The organism is Neisseria perflava, assembly GCF_019334725.1.
GTDB lineage: Bacteria > Pseudomonadota > Gammaproteobacteria > Burkholderiales > Neisseriaceae > Neisseria > Neisseria subflava_A.
Genome location: NZ_CP079818.1, coordinates 368,508 through 391,751, shown reverse-complemented (window position 1 = coordinate 391,751; position 23,244 = coordinate 368,508). Strand labels below are relative to the sequence as shown.

Sequence of the window (23,244 nt, the reverse complement as noted above, 5' to 3'; positions counted from 1 at the left end):
CAGACAAACAGAAAAATATCATGACCGATACTGCAAACACTTCCACGCCGTCTGAACAACAGCCTGCCCCGCCAAAACGCAAAAAACGCCTGTTGCGCGGCTTTGTCCTGTCCGCCTTGAGCGTATTGACCGTTTCTGCCGGCGCAATCGGCTGGCTGGTCGGTACGGAATCGGGTTTGCGTTTCGGTTTGTACAAGATCCCGTCATGGTTCGGCGTCAAAATCTCTTCGGACACACTGAAAGGCACGCTGATTGAAGGTTTTGAAGGCGACAAATGGTTGATTGAAACAGAAGGTGCGGATGTCAAAATCAGCAGCTTCCGCTTTGATTGGAAACCGTCCGAGCTGTTCCGTCCGTCTTTGCACATTACCGAAGTCGTGGCCGGCGACATCGCCATTGTGACCAAGCGCACGCCGCCCAAAGAAGAAGAGCCTTCAAAAGGCCTGCCTGACAGCATAGACCTGCCCGTTACCGCCTATCTCGACCGTTTGGAAACCGGCAAAATCAGCGTAGGCAAGCGTTTTGACAAGCAGAGCGTCTATCTCGACCATCTGCACGCAGCCTATCATTACGACAAAAAAGAACACCGCCTCCACATCAAAACCGCCGACACGCCCTGGAGCAGCTCGACAGGCGCGGTGGTGCTCGGTTTGAACAAACCCTACGTCCTCAATACCGCCATCTACACCAAAGGCCAGCTTGAGGGCGAAACCATACACGGCACGGTGCGCCTGTGGGGCAGCCTGCAAGACGTGTACACCGACCTACTGCTCGACGGCGACAATGTTCATTTGTCTGCCAAATCCACCATCCACCCATTCGCCGACAGCCTCAACGAAACCGTCGGCGAAATCCTGGTTAAAGGTTCCAACATCAATCCGCAGGCCTTCCTGCCCACCCTGCCCAAAGCGCGCCTGAATTTCGACGCCACCACCATTCCGTCCTTTACCGACGGCGTTGCGTTGGAAGGCTCGATTGACTTGGAAAACGACCAAGCCGGTTTTGCCGATGAAAACCATATCCCCGTCAAACGCATCCTCGGCGAATTCATCGTCGACGATAAAGGCACGGTCAAAATCGAAGACATCGGCGTCGGCCTGCTCAAAGACGGCAGCATCGATGTATCCGGCTCTATCGATACCGCCCAAGACCAACTCAAACTCGCACTGGGCATCAACAATACCGGCGCAGACGACTTTGTCCGTCAAAACATCGCAGGCCGTCTGAACGGCAGTATCGACGTCAAAGGCGAAACCTCCTCCCCCGTCGTCAACTGGAATCTCGACAGCGGATTCGCGCGTACAGACGGCATGCTGTTTTTCCAAACCGACAAACAGCTCGGCCAGCGCACACTCAAGCTCGACAAAGTCCGCCTGGTTCCGCAAAACGGCGGCGAACTCAACGCCAAAGGCTCGCTCGAACTCTTCAAAGACCGCAAACTGCAGCTGGACATCGTCAGCAAAGCCTTCAACCCTGCGCGCATCGATCCGCAGCTTCCGCAAGGCAGCGTCAACGGCAACATCAACTTGACCGGCATACTGGCGCAAGAGAAATTCGCCGGTAAAATGCAGTTCGCACCGAGTACGCTCAACGGCGTTCCGCTCAGCGGCAAAGCCGACGTCGCCTATGAAAACAAACACCTCTCGCGCGCCCTGACCGACCTGACCCTCGGCAGCAACATCGTCAAAACTAACGGCAGCTTTGGCAAAAAAGGCGACCGCCTCAACCTCAACATTACCGCCCCCGATTTGTCGCGTTTCGGCTTCGGCTTGGGCGGCCTGCTCAACGCGCGCGGCTACATCTCCGGCAGTTTTTCAGACGGTCTCAAAACCCTTGAAGCCGATTTGAACGGCGAAGCGCGCAACTTCAAAGTCGCCGATACCGTCAACATCCGCACCCTCGACTTCAAACTTAAAGGTTCGCCAGATACCAACCGTCCGTTGAGTGCCGATATTAAAGGCGAACACATCGCCGTCTCCGGCGGCGCGGCCATGATTGACAACGTCAACCTGCTCATCAGTGGCACAGGCTCGCACCACCACATCCGCGGCAACAGCAGCATGGCGGTGGACAACAAACGCTACAAGCTCGACCTCGACGCCACCGGCGGCCTCAACAAAGACCAAACCCAATGGAAAGGCACGGTTGACACGCTCGATATCAACGGCGCGTTCAACCTCAAACTGCAAAACCGCCTCAACCTCGAAGCCGGCAGCGAACGCGTTTCCCTCAGCAGCGCACGCTGGGCGGCTATGGGCGGCAGCCTCAACCTGCAAAATTTCGTTTGGGACAAGAAAGCCGGCATTACCAGTAAAGGCAGTGCACAAAATCTGCACATTACCGAATTGCACAACTTCTACACCCCGCCTATCGAACACAACCTCGTTTTGGGCGGCGACTGGGATTTGGCGTACAGTCAAAACGCGCGTGGCTTCCTCAACATCAACCGTCAAAGCGGCGACATCATCCTGCCGGGCAAAGACCCGAAAAACAAACAGCCTTTGGGACTTTCCGCGCTCGCCCTGCGCACCCGTTTCCAAAACGGCCGCATCGACAGCACGCTGGAAGGCAACACCCGCTTCGGCAAAGTTGACGGCACGCTCGGCATCGCCCAACAGTTCGGCAACAACATCAACAACGCCCCCGTCAGCGGCAAAGTCAATATCAGCGTTCCCGATTTAGGCTCGCTCAAATCCTTTATGCCGGCGACAGCCCAAGGCATTGCAGGCCGTCTGAACGCGACCGCCACCATCGGCGGCCGACTCGGTTCGCCCACCGTCAACAGCAACCTCGACCTCCAAACCAATTACGGCCGTGCCGACGGTACCGTCAACATCGGCCAAGGCACCAGCTTCGACACTGCCCCTCTGAGCGGCAAACTCAACCTGAACGTCGCCAACCTCGAAGTCTTCCGCAACTTCCTGCCCGTCGGCCAAACCCTCAAAGGCCGTCTGAACGCCGCCGTCAACTTGGCAGGCCGTCTGAACGATCCGCAACTAAGCGGCCTGATTAACGGCGACAACCTCTACTACCGCCATCAAACCCAAGGCCTGATTCTCGACAACGGCGTATTGCGTTCGCGCCTGCAGGGTCAAAAATGGGTGATCGACAGCCTCAAATTCCACCGTGGCGGCACGATTGAGCTCAAAGGTGCGGTCAACCTTGCCAACGCCAACCCCGATGTCGACGTGGACATCGTCTTCGACAAATACCGCACCCTCTCGCGTCCAAACCGCCAACTGCAGCTCTCCGGCGCGGCCAAAGTCCTCTACAATCCGGAAAAAGGCGTATCGCTCAACGGCACGCTCAACACCGACTACGGCAGATTTGGTTCGCAAAAATCCTCCATGCCGACCCTCGACGATGATGTGGTTGTACTGGGCGAAACCAAAAAAGAAGCAACGGCCACCACGCCGATTAATATGAACCTTGTCTTGAACATCAACGACAATGTCCGTTTTGTCGGCTACGGCGCAGACGTTACCATCGGCGGCAAACTGGCCATCACATCACATCCGGGCGAAGCCGTCCAAGGCGTCGGTACCGTGCGCGTTGTCAAAGGCCGCTACAAAGCCTACGGCCAAGACCTCGACATCACCAAAGGCTCGGTTTCCTTTGTCGGCCCGCTGACCGATCCGAACCTCAACATCCGTGCCGAACGTCGTCTCTCCCCGGTCGGCGCAGGTGTCGAAGTCCTCGGCAGCCTCAGCAATCCGCGCGTGACCTTGGTTGCCAAAGAAGCCATGAGTGAAAAAGACAAACTCTCCTGGCTCATCCTCAACCGTGCCAGCAGCGGCAGCGACGGCGACAACGCCACACTCTCCGCTGCCGCCAGCGCGCTGCTTGCCGGTCAAGTCAACGACCGCATCGGCCTTGTCGATGATTTGGGCTTTACCAGCAAACGCAGCCGCAACGCCCAAACCGGCGAGCTCAACCCTGCCGAACAAGTCCTGACCGTCGGCAAACAGCTCACCAACAACCTCTACGCAGGTTACGAATACGGCATCTCCAGCGCCGAACAATCCGTCAAACTCGTGTACCAACTGACCCGCGCTATCCAAGCCGTTGCCCGCATCGGCACGCGCTCCTCCGGCGGCGAATTGAAATACACCATCCGCTTTGACAACTGGTTCGGCAAAGACGAACCCGAGCCGGAAGAACAACACTAAAAGCCGTGAAAAAGGCCGTCTGAAATTCATCTTTCAGACGGCCTTTATCTTGTTCTACCGTATTAGAATCTTTCTCCCATGCCTCAAAAGACAAAGGCCGACAGCGTAAGTTTGAAAATAAAGGCAACTAAAAAAGTGGGCGGCCAGCCACGGCTTATTCAAGGTTAGCGATAAATCAAGCGGACACAAAAAGGCCGTCTGAAACGGACAGGGGTAGGTTTCAGACGGCCTTTTTTGAATCATCGAAACATCTTATGCATGGCGTTGCTAATTAATGCGAGCTGTTTCTTATATTCGCGGCAACGGGGGCAGAGCGACAGGTGGACGGCAAGGGCAATGCGGTTAAAAAGACTGAGATGCACTTGGTCTTGCTGTTTGGAAATCAGATCGGTTATTTTGCGGCATTTTTTCATGGCGTTTTCCTGTCAGACATGGGAGAACCATTTGATTTGCAGGCACTGGCGCAAGGTTTCGCGCGCGCGGTGCATGATGGTGTGGTAGTTGGCATGGCTGATGCCGCATTGCTCGCGGATTTCATCGCTTGAAAATCCGAGAATCTCTTTCATGGTAAACACGCGAGCGGTGTTTTCCGGCAGATGGTAGAGGCAGGTCTGCAAAACCTGGTAGAACTCTTTATTGTTCAAACTGGCTTCGGGCGAGTCCCAACCCTGAGGCTGTCCTTCGTCTGTCCAATGCCCGTCTGCGGCAAAATGTCCTTCAAAAGCTTCATCCAAGGCTTCCTCGTCGCGCGTGACGAAAACTTGGCGTTGCCGCCCGATTTGGCGCAGGCAGTCGGTAATTTTGTTTTTTAAGATTGCAAACAACCAGCTACTCACTTGTGCATCTCCTTTGAAACCTTCGGCCGCGCGGTAGGCGGAAAGCATGGTTTCCTGTACGAGGTCTTCCGCCAAATCGGGGCGGTCGGGCAGCTGGATATGGGCAAAGCGCAGCAGCAGTTTACGGGATTCGGCAAGCTCGGCATCGGTCAGTTCGGGTAGGGCCATAATGTATCAGTATGAAATGAATGATCAATATACTTTTGATTTTACGCTGATACGGCAAGAGCATGCGATTGAATCTATAAACGATTTCAGTAGTATTTTTGTTTTACCGAAACCGACTGCGCCCGTTTCAGACGGCCTTGATTTATGCCGCAACCAAAATGCCCTGTTCCCACCAATCCGTCCATTTCTGCCTTAATGCGTCCTGCCAAGCGTTTTCAGACGGCATGAACTCTGCCAGCATGGTTTGCAGGCCGTTTAGGGAAGTGGGCGTCTCTGCCAGCGTTTCCAGCAATAAGGCGTCGAAACCGTCGAGGGTTTGGTACATCACGTCGTCTTCCTTATCGCGCCACACCAAAACGGCGGTTTCCGCCTCATGCAATTCGTCCGTCACGTCATACTGATAACGGCGCACAAAGGCGGCGGGAGAAAGGGTGTAAGCCAAATCGTCTGAATCGGTATGGACTGCTTGGCTGTCGGTTTGCGCGGTTTCGGCGAGCAGCTGGGTGTGTTCAAAGTCCATCAATGCCAAGAGGTCGTCTGAAAGCGGCAGACTTTGGCAATATTGGAGGAACTCGCCGGGGATTTCTTGAAAATAGGGCGTTTGGGCGCGCGCGTCACGGACGAAACCTTCTTTCAGACGGCCCCATTCTTCGCTGTCAAAGTATTGCAGCGTTTCGGTATAACAGCGGTCGATAAAGCTGTGAATATTGTTGCGTATCAGGCGGATATAGACGTTCAGACGCTCTTGCGGCAATCCGTCTTCGGCTTTGCCTTCGCGTATGGCTTGGGCAAAGCGGTGTTGATATTGGGCGGAGGTTTCAGGCTGCACGGCGGTATTCCTTTCCGGCACGCATTTGATAGTCGGCGATTTTAGCGACTTCGGCTTCGAGTTCGGCAAAAGGCGGGAAATTGAAATCGCGTTCCAACAGGGTGGGCGGAATCGTCGGCAGTTTGGCATAGGCCAGTTCGAGTAAATCCCAAACGGTCGGCAAAACCGCCGCGCCATGCGTATCAATCAACAATTCCGGCGTTTCGACGTCATGTCCGGCAATGTGGATATAGCACACGCGCTCTGCGTCCACATTTTCTAAAAAGGCTTCGGGCGACAACAGGCCGTGATTGACGGCGTTGACGTAAATATTGTTCACATCCAAATGAATGCCGCAGTCGGCTTCACGGGCAACCGCGTTGAGGAACTCGACTTCGTTCATCTCGGCAAGCGGAGAATGCAGGTAGTAGGAGGTGTTTTCCACGGCGATGCGGCAGCCCAAACGGTCTTGCACTTCGCGGATACGGCGCGCGGTATGTTTCACCATCTCATCAGTGAAAGGCAGCGGCAACAAATCGTAAAGATGACCGCCGTCGTGGCAATAGCTCAAATGGTCGGAGAAAAACGTGCAGTCATAACGGCGCATCATTTCTTTGATTCCGTCTATCAAGGCAGTATCCAGCGGTGCTTGTCCGCCCAACGACATGGATAATCCGTGCAACGCCAGCGGCAGCCGTTCCGCCACGCGGTCAAACTGTTTGCGCGCCCTGCCGCCCATTTTCAGCCAGTTTTCGGGGGCGGCTTCGATAAAGCGTATCGGGCTGTCGTCTGAAAGCGAGAGGAAGTCTTCCGCCAAGTCGCGGCGGTAGCCCAAGCCTGCGTGTTGAATCATGGTGATGTCCTGTTATGATGCCGTATGAACGACAAAGTCGCATTTTTGTTTATAAAATGCGACTTTGTTAAAGGTATGTTGCAGGATTATTTAGAACCGCATTTACCTTCGCCGCATTTACCTTCTACTACTTTGGCAGCTTTAGCTTTAGATGCTTTGCCTTTTTTAGCGTGGGCTTTTTCCACGGTTGAACCGCATTTGCCTTCGCCACATTTGCCTTCGCTTGCTTTAGAAACAGCGCTTGCACCGCATGAACCTTCACCGGCTTTAACCGCACCGCAAGAGCCTTGAGCAGATTTTTGAACACCTGCTTTGCTGCTGAACGGTTTATCAGCGGCAACAACGCCGGCAGCCAGAGACAGGGACAGTGCACCGGCCAAAGCAGCAGCTACATTTTTTTTCATTTTAACTTCCTTTTTAAAATACGAGTTTAAATAAATCAAGGGATAATATCGGGCATTTAAAGTCGGCCCGCGACCATTAATCCTTAAAGATAATCCTTAAAGAAAATGCTTGATACGGCAACAGCGTTTCTTCAGCAGGGCATCCAAAGACAGACGGCCTGCGCCCTGCAATAGGACAGGAAATAAAACCACCAAATAAATCAGTGCTATTTTATAACCGTTGTCGCACACATTGTAACCCAAGCCGGCATGTACCGCAGACCATGCGACAGCCGTTACGACCATCAATCCCAGCGCGGACAGCCGCGTTGCCAAGCCGACGATGAGCAGCGCAGGCAAAACCAGTTCCGCCCACATGGCCAAATTCCAGTTGACCGTATCCGACAACAAATTGAACGGAAAGGGAAATTGACTGTTTATTTCTGCAAACCAGTTTTCCCCGTTCCATTTTTCCAAACCGGACTCAAGAAATTCATACGCGGCAAAAAGCCTGAGCGTCAACAAACCGAAAGCAGCCTGCCAAGAGGGGTTGGATGAGGTGTTCATTTATTTTCCTAATCAATGTGTGTTGAATGGGATGGGACGAAAAATCAATCGGCACCATCCCATATTTCATGCCTGTTTAGACGCGGCAGCTTTAAAAAACTGACGAAATAAATAAAGTTATTTTCTTATTCATTGTTTTATAAAGATTAAAAATTCAAAAGGCCGTCTGAAACACCATGCTTGATTGGGTTTCAGACGGCCTTTAATGATGAACGCGGTCAATCAATCCGCTTGTTTACACAATTCGACAATTTCTGCGCCGTATTTGTCGATTTTCTCCTCATTCATGCCGTGGATTTCCGCCAACTCCGCCAAATCTTGCGGCCGTCGGGCGGCAATCGCGCGCAGGGTAACTTTGCTGCATATCTGATAGGCTTCGAGGCCTTCATGGCGGGCAGTATCGATGTTCCACTGAAGCAGGCAGCGCATCAATCGGCGTTTGCGTTTGTCCTCTTCACTCAGGCCGTCTGAAAACGGGCGGCAGATGTTTAAAATGCCCTCGCCGTATTGCTCTATACGTTTTTCGCCGAGCTTATACACACCTAAAAGGTCGATGGGTTCGGCAGGCGTATTGGTCAACAAATCATCCATGCTTTCGTTGGAGAATACCGTACCCAGCGTTACTTGATCGGCACTTGCCTGCTGCTCGCGCCAAGTTTCCAAAGCCCGTTTTAAGGCCTGTTCGCGCTCGCTCAAGCTGTGGATAACTTGTGCGCTGTCTGTGGAAACCGTACCGGCTTCAGCCGTTTCGCAAACGTCGAGTATCTCCAAACCGAATTTATTGATTTTCGCCTCACCCAAGCCGTAGATTTGATGTAAATCTTCCAACCTTCGGGGCATTTTTTCGACAATATCGCGCAGGGTTTTGTCGCCGCAAACCACATAGGCCGGCACTTCCTCTGCCCGGGCGCGTTGTTGCCGCCATTGACGCAATGCCTGCCACAAACGCTCTTCGCGCTCGGTACGCAACCAATCGTCTTTCGGTTTTTGGGTAGCCGTTTTTTCGCGGCGCAGTGGACGCAACATAACTTCGGTTTCGCCCTTGAGGACTTTTTTTGCCGCTTCGGTCAGCTGCAGGGCTTGATGTTGCTCGACATTGACGGTGAGATAGCCCAAGCTGATGCACTGGCGGATAACGCTGCGCCATTCTTTGTCAGTCTGTTCGCTGCCAATGCCGAATGTGGATAACTTGTCATGGCCGTTGCGCTGTATCCAATCGTCGCTTTTGCCGCGCAAAAGGTTGGTGATGTAACCAGCGGCAAAACGTTGTCCGGCGCGGTACACGCAGCTGAGTAATTTTTGCACCAACACCGTACCGTCAAACCGCACGGGCGGATGCAGGCAGTTGTCGCAATGGCCGCAGGGTTCGGATTCTTCGCCGAAATGTTTGAGCAGCAGTACGCGGCGGCAGGCGGCGGTTTCGCAGACGGAAAGCATGGCATCGAGTTTTTGCATTTCGATTTGCTTTTGCACTTCGTCGCTGTTGCCTTCGGCAATCCGTTCTCGCAGCAACACCCAATCGTTCAAGCCGTAACACAGCCAGCTCACGGCAGGCAGCCCGTCCCGGCCGGCGCGTCCCGATTCCTGATAGAAATGTTCGACACTCTGGGGCATATCGAGATGGGCGACAAAGCGCACGTCGGGTTTGTCTATGCCCATGCCGAACGCCACGGTCGCCACCACGATAATATTGTCTTCATGCGTAAAGCGGCGTTGGTTTTCCTCGCGCACGTCCATGCTCAAACCGGCATGATACGGAATCGCCTCCAAGCCGTTTTCACACAAAAACTGCGCCACATCCTCGACTTTTTTGCGGCTCAAACAATACACAATGCCGCTTTGCCCATGCATCTGCTTGCGGATGAAATCCAACAATTGTTTTTTGCCATTATTTTTTTCGATAACCTGATAATAAATATTCGGACGGTCAAAGCTGGAGATAAATTCGGGCGCATTGTCCAAGTGCAGATAATGCTTGATGTCGGCGCGCGTGGCCGCATCGGCGGTAGCGGTCAGGGCGATGCGCGGGACGTTCGGATAGCGTTCGGCAAGCATGCCGAGCTGTTGATATTCGGGGCGGAAATCGTGTCCCCATTGGCTGACGCAATGCGCCTCATCAATAGCAAACAGGCTGACGGTTTGTTGGTCGAGAAAACGCAAAAAGCGGTCGGTAACCAAGCGTTCCGGTGCGACATAAAGCAGTTTCAGACGGCCTTGGGCAAGCTTGTCGGCAATATCGCGCGCCTCATCTGCCGATGTGCTGCTGTTGACTGCCGCCGCTTCAATCCCGGCCACATGCAGGCTGGCTACTTGGTCGTTCATCAGCGCAATCAGCGGCGATACGACAACCGCCACGCCTTCGCACATCAGCGCCGGAATCTGGTAACACAAAGACTTGCCCCCGCCCGTCGGCATCAGCACCATCAAACTCTCGCCACCGGCCAAAGCATTGACGATAGCCTCCTGCTTGCCACGAAATTCGGGATAACCGAATACTTCGTGCAAAATCTGTTTGGCGGTCGGCTGAGGCATAATGGTTCCGTAGAATAGGGGAAAGCGTTATTTTAACGGTTTTGCACCCGCGTATGTGCGGAACATTTTGCCACCGCTTTTTCAGACGGCCTGAAATTCAAATCTATTCAATTTATTTAAGTTTAAATAAAGATTTATTTTATTTTGAATGAAATATACAAAGGCCGTCTGAAATCCTAATCTTCGGATTTCAGACGGCCTTTCAAAAATAAAATCTTTAGGCTTTTTTGACGAACTCAGATTTCAAGTTCATCGCGCTGCCATCGATTTTGCAACCGATATTGTGGTCGCCCTCTTGTAAGCGGATGCCTTTGACTTTGGTGCCTTGCTTGATAACCATAGAGCTGCCTTTGACTTTCAAATCTTTAATCAAGACAACCGTATCGCCATCTTGCAAGACTGCGCCGTTGGCATCTTTGACTTCCAAGGCATCATCGCTTGCAGCCGCAGCATCGGCCTCGTTCCACTCATGGGCGCACTCAGGGCAAACGTATTGAGTGCCGTCTTCGTAAGTGTATTCCGAGTGGCATTTCGGGCAGGGGGGTAGGGACATGAGGTTTCCTTATAAATATGATAAAAGAAGCGTAAAACGCAAATAATACAATGTCTAAATTATTGATTCGCCTTGCTGCCGCCTACGCCGTAAACGGCATTCCAAGCCGCGTCCAACATCTGGCCGGCTTGTTGCAGCTTGGCATTTTGCTGCTCTTTCTGAGCCAAGGCCGTCTGAATTTCGCCTTTCAAACGGTCAATATCGGATTGTGCGGCCTGTAAACGGCGCTGCGCGCTTTCCAAATCGCTTTGCAGGGAAATGATTTTGCTGTCGTTGCTGTTTTGCTCATGCAAAGCGGCACGGTAAACCGATTGGACGGACAGCAAACGGTCTTCCGCCTCACCGGCATACGCGGCGGCGGCAGATAGCATCATCAGGGCAAGTAAGGTTTTTTTCATGGGTTTTCCTTTAAAGTTGTTGATTTGTAAAGTAAAGTGCAGAGCCGATTTTTCAGCCGCCAAGTTTACATAATATGCTTGTTGGTCTTTGTTCTTGACGGCTTATTTTATCCAATCCGGACATTCAGGCTGCCGATAAAAGTTAATTCAATCAACTGTTGTGGCAGGCAGGCGGCTATTATTTTCTCATATTCTCCGCCTTATTCCATTATTTTCTGGTTTTATTATAAAAGGCCGTCTGAAAAATTTTCAGACGGCCTTTTTGAGTTTCACAATGATGGCTCTGCCTCTCGTCAAAAAGCTTTCCTGTATTTTTTAAATTACAGTCATATTTAAATATGTAAATATGATTTATTTATTGTAAAATTTACCCTTTAGTCATGCCGGAGCATATGGTGTTGCGGCTGTCTGCATCTTTTTAATTCTTCTTTCATGAGAACCCTATGATGAAAAGCAACCGTCTCGCCTATGCCGTTTTGGCAGCCCTACTATCTATCCAAACCCTACCGGCTTCTGCAGCCAACGCTGATACCGCTTCTGCCGTTGAGGCATCCGGGCAAGAAGCGCAACAAGCCTCAGACTCTATCGCAAACTACGTTGACGACCAGATCGTCCAAGGCCCAGCAACCGTTGATTTGGGCAATCAGGCCAAACTGAAACTGCCTGCAAAAATGGTCTTTGTGAAAAAAAATCGCGCCAATGCCATGATGAGGGAAGCAGGCAACGCCACAGACCCCAACCGCTACGGCCTGATTCTCCCCGAGTCGGAAAACGAGGACGGTGATACTAATTGGATGGTAGACCTAACCTTTACCGATTCCGGCTATATCAAAGACGATGATGCCAAAGAATGGGATGTTGAGGCCATGCTCGAGCAACTGAAAGAAGGCACCGAGGAACAAAATAAAGAGCGTGCCTCCCGCAACCTGCCGGAATTGGAAACACGCGGCTGGGTAGAAAAACCGCAATATGATGCAAAGACCCATCGTCTGATTTGGTCGATTGACGTTCTGAATAAAAACGAACCCGATCCCAATCCTGCCATCAACTACAATACTTTCCAGCTGGGACGCGAAGGCTATATTGAATTGACTATGATCACCGATTTGAAAAGCATAGATCAATACAAACCTATTGTGCAAGAATTGTTGGGTAATATCGAATTCAATGAAGGCAAGCGCTACAGTGATTTCAATGCCGCAACCGACAAAGTGGCTGAATACGGACTGGCTGCCTTGGTTGGCGGTATCGCTGCAAAAAAACTGGGATTATTAGCTTTGGTCGGCGCATTACTGGCTAAATTCGGCAAACTGATTATTTTCGGTGCTGTTGCAGCAGGCGCATTGTTTAAAGGCCTGTGGCGCAAAAAAGATAAAAATAAACTGAACGAAGAAGAATAAATAAATCCTGTTCAAAATAAAAAGGCCGTCTGAAACATTTCAGACGGCCTTTTATCATTCATGCCTTACGAACGGATCCGTTTCAACACTTCTTCTTTGCCGATTAATGCCAATACGGCATCGACGCTTGGGGTTTTTGCCGTACCGCAGACAGCGAGGCGCAGGGGCATACCGAGTTTGCCCATTTTGATGCCTTCTTCGTCGCAGAAAGGTTTGAAGAGATCGTGGATGGCTTCGGCGTTCCAGTCTTCCAGCCCTTCGAGGCGTTCGGCAAAGCGCAGCATACGGGCGGCGGCTTCGTCGTCCCAGTGCTTCTGCACGTCTGCTTCGGCCGGCGTTTGTTTGACGTAGAAGTAGAGGCACTCGTCGGCAAGTGTGTTCAGGTCTTGGGCGCGGTCTTTGACCAATGCCAACACGTCTTCCAAAGCAGGCTTGCTTGTTTCATGGATATCGCGCAGGGCGAGGCGCGGTTTCACCATTTCGGCCAGTTTTTCGTTGGCGGTGATTTTGATGTGTTCGCCGTTAATCCAGTAGAGTTTCTTCAAGTCCATACGGCTTGGGGATGGGGAAACGTCTTTCAAATCAAACCATTCGATGAATTGTTCCATCGTGAAGAATTCATCATCGCCGTGCGCCCAGCCCAAGCGTGCTAGATAGTTGAGCATGGCTTCGGGCAGGATGCCCATTGCGCCGAAATCGGTAATGGCAACGGTATCGCCGCTGCGTTTGGAGATTTTTTTGCCTTGTTCGTTGAGAATCATCGGCAGGTGGCCGTATTCGGGCAGGTTTGCGCCGATGGCTTTTAAGATGTTGATTTGTTTCGGGGTGTTGTTCACATGATCGTCGCCGCGGATAACGTGGGTAATGCCCATGTCGTAGTCGTCCACCACGACGCAGAAGTTGTAGGTCGGTGTGCCGTCGGCGCGGGCGATAATCAGGTCGTCGAGCGCTTCGTTGGGGATGGAGATTTCGCCTTTGACCAAGTCTGTCCATTTGGTCACGCCGTCCAAAGGCGTTTTGAAACGGACAACAGGTTGCACGTCGGCAGGGATTTCGGACAGAGTTTTGCCTTCTTCCGGACGCCAACGGCGATCGTACGTCGCCGTGCCTTCTTTTTCTGCTTTCTCGCGCATGGCTTCCAGCTCTTCTTTGCTGCAATAGCAGTAGTAGGCATGGCCTTTTTCTAAAAGTTCGGCGATGACTTCTTTATAGCGGTCGAAACGGCGGGTTTGGTACACGACGTTGTCGGCGTTGTCGTAGTTCAGGCCGACCCATTTCATGCCGTCGAGGATGATGTTGACGGATTCGGCAGTAGAGCGCGCCAAGTCGGTGTCTTCGATACGCAATAGGAACTCGCCTTTATGATGGCGGGCAAACGCCCATGAGAACAGGGCGGTGCGTACGCCGCCGATGTGCAGGTAGCCGGTTGGGCTGGGGGCGAAACGGGTTTTGACGGTCATGATGGCTCCAAAATCTTTTAAAACAGTTATTTTACTTTTTCGGCGTGGTTTAAACAATGTAAGGCCGTCTGAAAATAATGTCGGCGCAGAAGGACCGTCTGGGAACTTTTCTCCTGAAAACAAGACAAATGATAATTATTTCTTTGAAAGTATCCGCTCATGAACAAACGCGCTTTATTTACCGCCCTCGCCCTCCTGCCCCTTTTTGCCCAAGCTGAAATCAAAACTATCAAAGACGTATTGGGACGCGAAGTCAAAGTCGATGTCCCTGTCAAACGCGCGGTTTTGGCGTTTTACTATCCCGACTATATCGCGGTAACGGGTGCGGACAAATTTAAAAACGTCATCGGCATTTCGCGTGAGTTTTGGGAGAAATTCAATCCCGGCAGCTGGGCGATGTTCAAACAGAAGCTGCCTACGCTGCAAAACATTGCGGACATCGGCAACATCAGCACTGGCACGTTTTCACTGGAGAAAACGCTCGCGCTCAAGCCGGACGTATTGATTCTGGCCGACTGGCAGTATAAGGCCGTCGCCACCCACCTGCCGCGCATTAAAGCGGCAGGCATACCCGTCGTCGTGGTCGATTTCAACGCCGAAACCGTCGCGCGGCACACGCGCAGTGCGGAAATTTTCGGCGAACTCAACGGTACGCAGGCGCGCGCCCAAAAAATTGCCGCCGAATACGCCCGAGGCATTGCCGACATCCAAAAACGCGTCGCGCGCGCCAAGCAGTCCAAACCGAAAATCTATATCGAGTTCGGCGACAAAGGCCCGTCCGAATACAGCTACACCTTCGGCAAAGATATGTGGGGCGCGATTGCCGACACAGCAGGCGGCAACAATATCGCCGCGCCTTACGTTAAAAACTGGGGACCAATAAACCCTGAAAAATTCCTGACGTCCAAACCCGACGTCATCGTCATTTCGGGGACGGAAAACGGCCATAAAGACAAGCCTGGCATTATGGCGATGGGCATAGGCATCAGCCAGGCCGATGCGCAACGCCGCCTGGCCGGATTTGTCAAACGCAAAGGCTGGGCAGACATTCCTGCCGTCAAAAACAAACGCGTTTACGGCATCTACCACACCGCCTCCCGCTCGCTCACCGATTTGGCCAGCGCGCAATTTATCGCCAAAACCCTGTATCCGCAGCAGTTTGCCGACATAGACCCAAACAAGACCTATCTGGACTTCTACCGCAAATACCTGCCCGTCGTGCCGGACGGTACGTTTTACATCCGATTGAAATAGTGGCTGCAAAAATCATAGGCTCAGGCCGCCTGAAGATTCAGACGGCCTGAACATGCTATGCCGATAAAGATTTAATGAGTATAATTACTGTTCTTTCAACAAAATTACTGGGTACGTATGAACGGACAAAACCAAATCGACCAGCCTCAGGCTCCGGTCGTCAGCATCAAAGAATGGTTGCTAACAAACTTGATTTTGATGATTCCGCTAGTCAATATAGTTATGACGCTTGTATGGGCATTCGGCTCAAACACCAATCCGAATAAAGCCAATTATTTCAAGGCTGCCTTGATTCTGTTTGTCATCTATCTGGTACTGGCTGTAGCTGTAGTCATTTTTGGCAGTGCAGCTGCAAATCAATATCAATAAGTAAGCATACATTTAGGCCGTCTGAAACCTAAAAGGATTCAGATGGCCTTTTACATGGATTACCGAAGGCTCAACCACCTATCCAATTCCAAACCGCATCGCTCCATTTGCCGATACGGTAGAGAAACAAAGAATAGCTCTCCTGCATCAGAAACTTGGCTTTCTTGCTGCGCTCGTCAAAGCGCGTGGTCGGTGTGGCAGAGAACTGCGCGTCTGACAAGCCCAAATCGGCGGCCATTTCTTCGGCGCGAGCCAAATGATACGGGTCGCTGACAACGATAATGCTGCCGACTCCGTTGGCGTGCATGATGGGGACGACATTGCGCAGGTTTTCGTAAGTGTTGCGCGACGTGTTTTCAAACAGGATATTGTGCGCCGGTATGCCCTGCTTGAGTGCGTATCGGCGCCCCACTTCGGCTTCGGTCATAAATCCTTTTTTGGGCGTACCGCCGGTGAAAATGATTTTGCCGACCCGATGGCTTTGGTAGAGCGTGATGGCATGGTTGATGCGCTCACGGAATACCGGCGACGGGCGTTTGTCCCACGCCGCCGCACCCAACACCACCGCCGCATCGGCATGAGCGTCCTTCGGCAAGGTTTGCAAACCTGTCCGGTAAATCTGCCATGTGCCACTCAAAAAAATACCGCACACCAACAAAACGCTCAAAGCAAGGCCGCGAAATAGGTAGTATCGCAAGCCATTGCGGCTTTTAAGCAGGGAAATCATCTTCAGACGGCCTTATCCAACCCCGTCAGCCGAGTAGGGCGGCAATGTTTTCCAACGGACGGCCGATGGCTGCGCGCGTAGGCGTTACCAAAACGGGACGCTCAAGCAGGGCAGGGTGTTCGGCGATTGCCTGAAGCAGGGCGGCATTGTCCAAATCGGGATTGTCCAAACCCAATTCTTTGTACAAATCGTCTTTCGTGCGCATCATGCCGCGCACCGACTCGATGCCGAGTTTGGCAAACATATCCTGCAAAGTCGCCAAATCGGGCGCGGTATCCAGATATTTGACTACGTCGGCGGCAACGCCTTTTTCTTCGAGCAAAGCCAGCGCGGCACGCGATTTGCTGCAACGCGGGTTGTGATAAAGTGTGAATTCAGACGGCATGAAAGTCTCCGTATTATTGCAAAATCATTCAATGATTGCGGTTATTATCGTCTGCAACTGATTTTTACTCAAACTTTTTACCTGATATCTTGATGTGAATCGGTAGGCATGCCCACCAAACCGTTTTACAATAAACACAATTTCGATTGGCAACCTCAAGGATACAACCATGAAAGCCTTAACCGCCCTTCTCTTGTCCGCCACCGTTTTTACCGCTGCGCCGGCCTTTGCCGCCGACGAAACGGCAGGTTGGCAGGACAACAAACCGCAAAGCCTGGAGTCGCTCAAAGCCCCCGTGCGCGTGGTCAACCTTTGGGCAACCTGGTGCGGCCCCTGCCGTAAAGAAATGCCCGCCATGTCCGCATGGTACAAAGCGCAGAAAAAAGGCAGCGTCGATATGGTCGGCATCGCGCTGGATACAACCGACAACATCGGCAAGTTCCTGAAACAAACGCCGGTCAGCTACCCGATTTGGCGTTACACCGGCGCCAACAGCCGCAACTTCATGAAAGCCCACGGCAACAACGTCGGCGTACTGCCCTTCACAGTCGTCGAAGCGCCGAAATGCGGCTACAAACAAACCATCACCGGCGAAGTCAACGAAAAAAGCCTGACCGCCGCCGTGAATTTGGCCAAAACCAAATGTAAATAAAACAGCGGATAGGTGCTTCACCTACGCTGATACCGAGGCCGTCTGAAACCCAATCGTTCAGACGGCCTTTATTTCAAACCATATTGCTTTGTGTTGCAAACCGGCAGTGTCTCCGCCGGCAGAACCGGGGTTTCACTATCAAAAAGCAGCCGAAATATTTATAATCTGTGAATATCCCCATTTTTTCAGACGGCATGTTGCCCTATCGATGACGCCGGCCGTCTGAATCCCTATTTTCAGGAAAACCCATGATCCGTTTCGAACAAGTTTCCAAAACCTATCCCGGCGGTTTCGAAGCCCTGAAAAATGTCAGTTTCCAGATTAACAAAGGTGAGATGATTTTTATCGCCGGCCATTCGGGCTCGGGCAAATCCACCATTTTGAAGCTGATTTCAGGCATTACCAAGCCTACCAAAGGCAAGGTTTGGTTCAATAATCAAGACCTCGGCACCTTGAGCGACAATCAGATCGGCTTTATGCGCCAACATATCGGCATTGTCTTCCAAGACCACAAAATCCTCTACGACCGCAATGTCTTGCAAAACGTTATCCTGCCTTTGCGGATTAGCGGCTACCAGCCGCGCAAAGCGGAAGAGCGCGCGCGTATTGCGATTGAGAAAGTCGGCTTGAAAGGCCGCGAAAACGATATGCCCATCACTTTGTCCGGTGGCGAACAACAGCGCTTGTGCATCGCGCGCGCAGTGGTTCACCAACCCAGCCTGCTGATTGCCGACGAGCCGTCCGCCAGCCTCGACCGCGCCTATGCGCTGGATATTATGGAATTGTTCAAAACCTTCCATGAAGCAGGCACGACCGTGATTGTTGCGGCGCACGATGAAACGCTGATGGCAGATTACGGCCACCGCGTCTTGCGCCTGCAGAAAGGACGCCTCGCATGAGCATGATTCATTACATCTCGCTACACGTCGAATCAGCGCGCGCCGCGCTCAAAGAGCTTCTACGCCAACCCATCGGCACGCTGCTGACCCTGCTCATGCTTGCCGTTGCCATGACCTTGCCGCTGTTTATGTATTTGGGCATCCAAAGCGGACAAAGCGTATTGGGCAAACTCAACGAATCGCCGCAAATTACGGTTTATATGGACACCGATGCGGCAAGTTCTGATGCCGATACGGTGAAAAACCTGCTCCAACGCGACAGCCGTATCGATAAAGTCCGCTTTATCAGCAAGCAGGAAGGTTTGGAAGAATTGCAGACCAATCTCGACCAAAACCTCGTTTCCATGCTCGATGGCAACCCGTTGCCCGATGTCTTTATCGTTACGCCCGACCCTGCCACTTCTCCGGATCAGATGCAGGCCATCTATAAAGACATTACCAAACTGCCGCGCGTCGAATCGGCAACCATGGATACCGAATGGGTACAAACCCTTTATCGTATTAATGAATTTATCCGCAAGATTTTATGGTTCCTCTCGCTGACATTGGGCATGGCCTTTGTCTTGGTGGCACACAACACCATCCGCCTGCAAATCCTCAGCCGCAAAGAAGAGTTGGAAATCACCAAGCTGTTGGGGGCGCCCGCTTCCTTTATCCGCCGTCCTTTCCTTTATCAGGCAATGTGGCAGAGTATTTTCTCCGCCGCCGTCAGCTTGGGCTTGTCGGCCTGGCTGCTGGCCGAGGTACGGCCTCTGGTGGACGCGATTTTCAAACCCTACGGTCTGAACATCGGCTGGCGTTTCTTCACATTTAGCGAAGTGTCGCTGGTATTCGGCTTCGTCATCGCGCTGGGCGTATTCGGCGCATGGCTGGCCACCACGCAACACCTCTTAGGCTTCAAAGCAAAAAAATAAGCCTTGGCAAACAGGCCGTCTGAACCATTCAGACGGCCTGAAATCTTATCCTTTCGCAACTTAAACAAACCTTGTGAAAATTTAATACTGCCAAATCTAACAGCAAGGGCATAATCCCTTATAATTGATGGTTTATTATCCATTTCATTTGTGCGGCATAAGCCGTGCAGACAAATAACGAAAGACATCCTGTGGACAAACTCAAAATCTCTGCCAACGGCCCCCTCAACGGCGAAATCATCGTATCCGGCGCAAAAAACGCCGCCCTGCCGCTGATGTGTGCCGGTCTGCTGACTTCCGGCACTTTACGCTTGAAAAACGTACCCATGCTCGCCGACGTCAAAACCACCCAAAAACTGCTGCAAGGCATGGGCGCACGCGTTTTGACCGACAACATCTCCGAATTTGAAATCAACGGCGGCACCGTCAACAACACCTGCGCACCTTACGAGCTGGTAAAAACCATGCGCGCATCCATCTTGGTTTTGGGCCCGACCCTTGCCCGCTTCGGTGAAGCCCAAGTCAGCCTGCCCGGCGGTTGTGCCATCGGTTCGCGTCCGGTTGACCAACACCTCAAAGGCCTCGAAACCATGGGTGCGGAAATCACCATCGAACACGGTTACGTCAAAGCCAAAGGCCGTCTGAAAGGCACGCGCGTTACCATGGATGTCGTGACCGTAGGCGGTACCGAAAACCTGCTGATGGCGGCCACACTTGCTGAAGGCACCACCATCCTCGAAAACTGCGCCATCGAGCCCGAAGTTATTGATTTGGCCGAATGCCTCGTCAAAATGGGCGCAAAAATCAGTGGCATCGGTACAGCAACCATGACCATCGAAGGCGTAAAAGAGTTGCACGGCTGCGAACACAGCGTCGTTCCCGACCGTATCGAAGCCGGTACCTTCCTCTGCGCCGTCGCCATGACCGGCGGCAAAGTCGTCCTGCGCAATGCCGCCCCCAAAACCATGGAAGTTGTGTTAAACAAACTGACCGAAGCTGGCGCCATCATCGAAGCCGGCGACAACTGGATTTCCATCGACATGCAACAACGCCCCAAAGCCGTGGACATCCGTACCGTCGTCCACCCTGGCTTCCCAACCGACATGCAGGCGCAGTTTATGGCCATGAACGCCATTGCCGAAGGCAGCAGCCGCGTGGTGGAAACCATTTTTGAAAACCGCTTCATGCACGTTCCCGAACTCAACCGCATGGGCGCAGACATCACCACCGAAGGCAACACCGCCTACATCAAAGGCGTAGAAAAACTCTCCGGCGCCGTCGTGATGGCAACCGACCTGCGCGCCTCTGCCAGCCTCGTCATGGCAGGTTTGGTCGCAGATGGCGAAACCATTGTCGAACGCATCTACCACCTTGACCGTGGCTATGAATACATCGAGAAAAAACTCGGCGGCGTAGGCGCAAAAATCGAACGCGTACGCGGTTAATCCCATACACAGCCGATAAATAAAAGGCCGTCTGAAACACCGGCAATCGGGTTTCAGACGGCCTTTGCGTATTGTTTTGCGGTATAATTCCCGACATCTTTATCCATTGTTTTTAAAAGCACAAACCATGACACGAAAAATCCTTGTCACTTCCGCGCTACCGTATGCCAACGGCAGCATCCACCTCGGCCACATGGTCGAACACATCCAAACCGACGTTTGGGTGCGCTTCCAAAAACTGCGCGGCCACGAATGCTACTACTGCTGCGCCGACGACACCCATGGCACGCCCGTGATGCTTGCCGCTCAAAAACAAGGCATCGCGCCCGAAGACATGATTGCCAAAGTGCGCGAAGAGCACCTCGCCGACTTTACCGGTTTCAATATCGGCTACGACAATTATTACAGCACCCATTCCCCTGAAAACAAACAGTTTTCCCAAGACATTTACCGCGCGCTGAAAGCCAACGGCAAAATCGAAAGCCGCGTCATCGAGCAGCTTTTCGACCCTGAAAAACAAATGTTCCTGCCCGACCGCTTTGTCAAAGGCGAATGCCCCAAATGCCACGCCCAAGACCAATACGGCGACAACTGCGAAGTCTGCGGCACGACCTATTCCCCGACCGAACTGATCAACCCATATTCCGCCGTTTCCGGTGCCAAACCCGAATTGCGCGAATCCGAACACTTCTTCTTCAAATTGGGCGAATGCGCCGACTTCCTCAAAGCATGGACTTCCGGCAACAACCCGCACGACGGCAAGCCCCATCTGCAACCCGAAGCCCTCAACAAAATGAAAGAATGGCTGGGCGAAGGCGAAGAAACCACCCTGTCCGATTGGGATATTTCCCGCGATGCACCGTATTTCGGTTTTGAAATCCCCGACGCGCCGGGCAAATACTTCTATGTCTGGCTGGACGCGCCCGTCGGTTACATGGCGTCGTTTAAAAACCTGTGCGACCGCATCGGCATCGATTTTGACGAATACTTTAAAGCCGACAGCCAAACCGAGATGTACCACTTCATCGGCAAAGACATCCTCTATTTCCATGCCCTGTTCTGGCCTGCCATGTTGCATTTCTCCGGCCACCGCGCCCCGACCGGCGTGTACGCACACGGCTTTTTGACCGTAGACGGACAAAAAATGTCCAAATCGCGCGGCACCTTCATCACCGCCAAATCCTATCTGGAACAAGGCCTGAACCCCGAGTGGATGCGCTACTACATCGCCGCCAAACTCAACAGCAAAATCGAAGACATCGATTTGAACCTGCAAGACTTTATCAGCCGCGTAAACAGCGACCTCGTCGGCAAATACGTCAACATCGCCGCCCGCGCATCAGGTTTCATCGCCAAACGCTTTGAAGGTCGTCTGAAAGACGTTTCAGGCAGCGCATTGCTGGCAAAACTCGCCGCCGAAAGCGACACCATCGCCGAGCAATACGAAAACCGCGAATACGCCCGCGCCCTGCGCGACATCATGGCATTGGCAGACGCCGTGAACGAATACGTCGATGCCAACAAGCCGTGGGAACTCGCCAAACAGGAAGGTCAAGACGAACGCCTGCACGAAGTATGCAGCGAACTCATCAACGCCTTCACCATGCTGACCGCCTACCTCGCTCCCGTGTTGCCGCAAACCGCCGCCAACGCCGCGCGTTTCCTCAATCTGGACGTGATTACCTGGGCGAACACGCGCGAAACCCTAGGCGAACACGCCATCAACAAATACGAACATTTAATGCAACGAGTGGAGCAAAAACAAGTGGACGATTTAATCGAAGCCAACAAACAAAGCATTCAGACGACCCCCGCGCCTGCCGCCGAAGAGAGCAAATACGAAAAAGTCGCCGAACAGGCCAGCTTCGACGACTTTATGAAAATCGACATGCGCGTCGCCAAAGTATTGAACTGCGAAGCCGTCGAAGGCAGCACCAAACTCTTAAAATTCGACCTCGATTTCGGTTTTGAAAAACGCATCATCTTCTCCGGCATCGCCGCGTCTTACCCAAATCCTGCCGAATTGAACGGCCGCATGGTCATCGCCGTCGCCAATTTCGCCCCGCGCAAAATGGCAAAATTCGGCGTATCCGAAGGCATGATCCTCTCCGCCGCCACCGCAGAGGGCAAACTGAAGCTCCTCGACGTTGACGCAGGCGCACAGCCCGGGGATAAAGTGGGCTAGTATCAAATCTTAAGGAGAAACCATGTTAAACCTTTCCGCACCTGTACTTAAAGAAATTGAGTTGCTTAATGATGCAGGCTTATCGGTTGGCGCTATTGTTGCAGTGTTGCGTCTGAAGTTTCCGGTAGAGCTCCATGATCGGGAGGACAAAAAAATTGAAGAAGCCATTCTTCTCATGATCAATCCGCCGCGAAAAGCACCTTCTCTTTCCCGCTAAGGTAGCGATACCGGTTGAAAGGTAAATTTGGTTATGCTTCAACAAAAGGCCGTCTGAAATTTTCAGACGG

The 23,244-nt window shown here is 52.4% G+C and carries 22 protein-coding genes; 10 read left to right on the top strand and 12 right to left on the bottom strand.

From position 1 onward, the window contains the following. The first annotated feature begins 20 nt into the window (after positions 1-20). Positions 21-4,169, top strand: coding sequence for a translocation/assembly module TamB domain-containing protein (locus LPB400_RS02015; protein ID WP_219089212.1), 4,149 nt, complete (start codon positions 21-23; stop codon positions 4,167-4,169). Between the two features lie 239 nt (positions 4,170-4,408). On the opposite strand, the gene LPB400_RS02010 is transcribed toward LPB400_RS02015, so the two are convergent. From LPB400_RS02010 to LPB400_RS01970, 9 genes are all read right to left on the bottom strand, one after another. Continuing rightward, positions 4,409-4,582, bottom strand: coding sequence for a zf-HC2 domain-containing protein (locus LPB400_RS02010; RefSeq protein WP_219089210.1), 174 nt, complete (start codon positions 4,580-4,582; stop codon positions 4,409-4,411). Between the two features lie 12 nt (positions 4,583-4,594). Then, positions 4,595-5,173, bottom strand: a complete 579-nt coding sequence (locus tag LPB400_RS02005; protein ID WP_049349246.1) for a sigma-70 family RNA polymerase sigma factor — start codon at positions 5,171-5,173, stop codon at positions 4,595-4,597. A gap of 142 nt (positions 5,174-5,315) precedes the next feature. Further along, positions 5,316-6,002 (bottom strand): HvfC family RiPP maturation protein, encoded by a 687-nt coding sequence (locus LPB400_RS02000; RefSeq protein WP_219089208.1) that lies wholly within the window; start codon positions 6,000-6,002, stop codon positions 5,316-5,318. Continuing rightward, positions 5,992-6,834, bottom strand: a complete 843-nt coding sequence (locus tag LPB400_RS01995) for an HvfB family MNIO-type RiPP peptide maturase (protein ID WP_070461018.1) — start codon at positions 6,832-6,834, stop codon at positions 5,992-5,994. Before LPB400_RS01995 ends, LPB400_RS02000 begins: the two co-directional genes overlap by 11 nt. A gap of 86 nt (positions 6,835-6,920) precedes the next feature. Then, positions 6,921-7,238 carry an HvfA family oxazolone/thioamide-modified RiPP metallophore gene (locus tag LPB400_RS01990; protein WP_070461015.1) on the bottom strand — a complete coding sequence of 106 codons (318 nt, stop codon included), beginning with the start codon at positions 7,236-7,238 and terminating at the stop codon, positions 6,921-6,923. Between the two features lie 96 nt (positions 7,239-7,334). Further along, positions 7,335-7,784, bottom strand: coding sequence for an HvfX family Cu-binding RiPP maturation protein (locus LPB400_RS01985; protein ID WP_004519155.1), 450 nt, complete (start codon positions 7,782-7,784; stop codon positions 7,335-7,337). Positions 7,785-8,006: 222 nt separating this feature from the next. Beyond that, positions 8,007-10,316: a DNA helicase RecQ gene (gene recQ, locus LPB400_RS01980; RefSeq protein ID WP_070461013.1), complete on the bottom strand. Its 2,310-nt coding sequence runs from the start codon at positions 10,314-10,316 to the stop codon at positions 8,007-8,009. Between the two features lie 217 nt (positions 10,317-10,533). Further along, on the bottom strand, positions 10,534-10,869 hold the full coding sequence (locus tag LPB400_RS01975) for a zinc ribbon domain-containing protein YjdM (RefSeq protein ID WP_070461010.1): 336 nt from the start codon (positions 10,867-10,869) through the stop codon (positions 10,534-10,536). A 59-nt stretch (positions 10,870-10,928) separates the two neighbouring features. Then, positions 10,929-11,267, bottom strand: coding sequence for a hypothetical protein (locus tag LPB400_RS01970; RefSeq protein WP_004519158.1), 339 nt, complete (start codon positions 11,265-11,267; stop codon positions 10,929-10,931). 443 nt (positions 11,268-11,710) lie between these two features. Here LPB400_RS01970 and LPB400_RS01965 point away from each other — a divergent pair, with 443 nt between their 5' ends. Then, on the top strand, positions 11,711-12,667 hold the full coding sequence (locus LPB400_RS01965) for a DUF2167 domain-containing protein (RefSeq protein ID WP_107792279.1): 957 nt from the start codon (positions 11,711-11,713) through the stop codon (positions 12,665-12,667). 65 nt (positions 12,668-12,732) lie between these two features. Here LPB400_RS01965 and gltX read toward each other — a convergent pair whose 3' ends face one another. After that, positions 12,733-14,127, bottom strand: coding sequence for a glutamate--tRNA ligase (gltX, locus tag LPB400_RS01960; RefSeq protein ID WP_107768607.1), 1,395 nt, complete (start codon positions 14,125-14,127; stop codon positions 12,733-12,735). A gap of 159 nt (positions 14,128-14,286) precedes the next feature. On the opposite strand from gltX, the gene LPB400_RS01955 reads away from it, so the two are divergent. Continuing rightward, positions 14,287-15,381 carry an ABC transporter substrate-binding protein gene (locus tag LPB400_RS01955; RefSeq protein WP_107792280.1) on the top strand — a complete coding sequence of 365 codons (1,095 nt, stop codon included), beginning with the start codon at positions 14,287-14,289 and terminating at the stop codon, positions 15,379-15,381. A gap of 117 nt (positions 15,382-15,498) precedes the next feature. Beyond that, entirely contained in the window at positions 15,499-15,750 is a 252-nt protein-coding gene (locus tag LPB400_RS01950; protein ID WP_070826712.1) for a hypothetical protein, read from the top strand. A 70-nt stretch (positions 15,751-15,820) separates the two neighbouring features. Here LPB400_RS01950 and LPB400_RS01945 read toward each other — a convergent pair whose 3' ends face one another. After that, positions 15,821-16,477 (bottom strand): YdcF family protein, encoded by a 657-nt coding sequence (locus LPB400_RS01945; protein ID WP_107792281.1) that lies wholly within the window; start codon positions 16,475-16,477, stop codon positions 15,821-15,823. A 25-nt stretch (positions 16,478-16,502) separates the two neighbouring features. After that, positions 16,503-16,862, bottom strand: a complete 360-nt coding sequence (gene arsC / locus LPB400_RS01940) for an arsenate reductase (glutaredoxin) (protein ID WP_004519164.1) — start codon at positions 16,860-16,862, stop codon at positions 16,503-16,505. Between the two features lie 169 nt (positions 16,863-17,031). Between arsC and LPB400_RS01935 the strand changes: the two genes are divergently transcribed. The 6 genes from LPB400_RS01935 to LPB400_RS01910 all read left to right on the top strand — a co-directional run bounded on the left by LPB400_RS01935 (position 17,032) and on the right by LPB400_RS01910 (position 23,174). After that, a complete protein-coding gene (locus tag LPB400_RS01935; protein ID WP_049349226.1) occupies positions 17,032-17,514 on the top strand; it encodes a TlpA disulfide reductase family protein in 483 nt (160 codons plus the stop codon). A gap of 248 nt (positions 17,515-17,762) precedes the next feature. Next, on the top strand, positions 17,763-18,413 hold the full coding sequence (ftsE, locus tag LPB400_RS01930; protein ID WP_003681151.1) for a cell division ATP-binding protein FtsE: 651 nt from the start codon (positions 17,763-17,765) through the stop codon (positions 18,411-18,413). Further along, complete coding sequence (ftsX, locus tag LPB400_RS01925; RefSeq protein WP_003747810.1) at positions 18,410-19,327, top strand: permease-like cell division protein FtsX; 918 nt, start codon at positions 18,410-18,412, stop codon at positions 19,325-19,327. Before ftsE ends, ftsX begins: the two co-directional genes overlap by 4 nt. Positions 19,328-19,518: 191 nt before the next feature. After that, a complete protein-coding gene (gene murA, locus LPB400_RS01920) occupies positions 19,519-20,772 on the top strand; it encodes a UDP-N-acetylglucosamine 1-carboxyvinyltransferase (RefSeq protein ID WP_107792282.1) in 1,254 nt (417 codons plus the stop codon). 127 nt (positions 20,773-20,899) lie between these two features. Continuing rightward, positions 20,900-22,957 (top strand): methionine--tRNA ligase, encoded by a 2,058-nt coding sequence (gene metG / locus LPB400_RS01915; protein ID WP_107792283.1) that lies wholly within the window; start codon positions 20,900-20,902, stop codon positions 22,955-22,957. A gap of 22 nt (positions 22,958-22,979) precedes the next feature. After that, positions 22,980-23,174 (top strand): virulence regulator, encoded by a 195-nt coding sequence (locus tag LPB400_RS01910; protein ID WP_107810647.1) that lies wholly within the window; start codon positions 22,980-22,982, stop codon positions 23,172-23,174. The last annotated feature ends 70 nt before the right edge of the window (positions 23,175-23,244 follow it).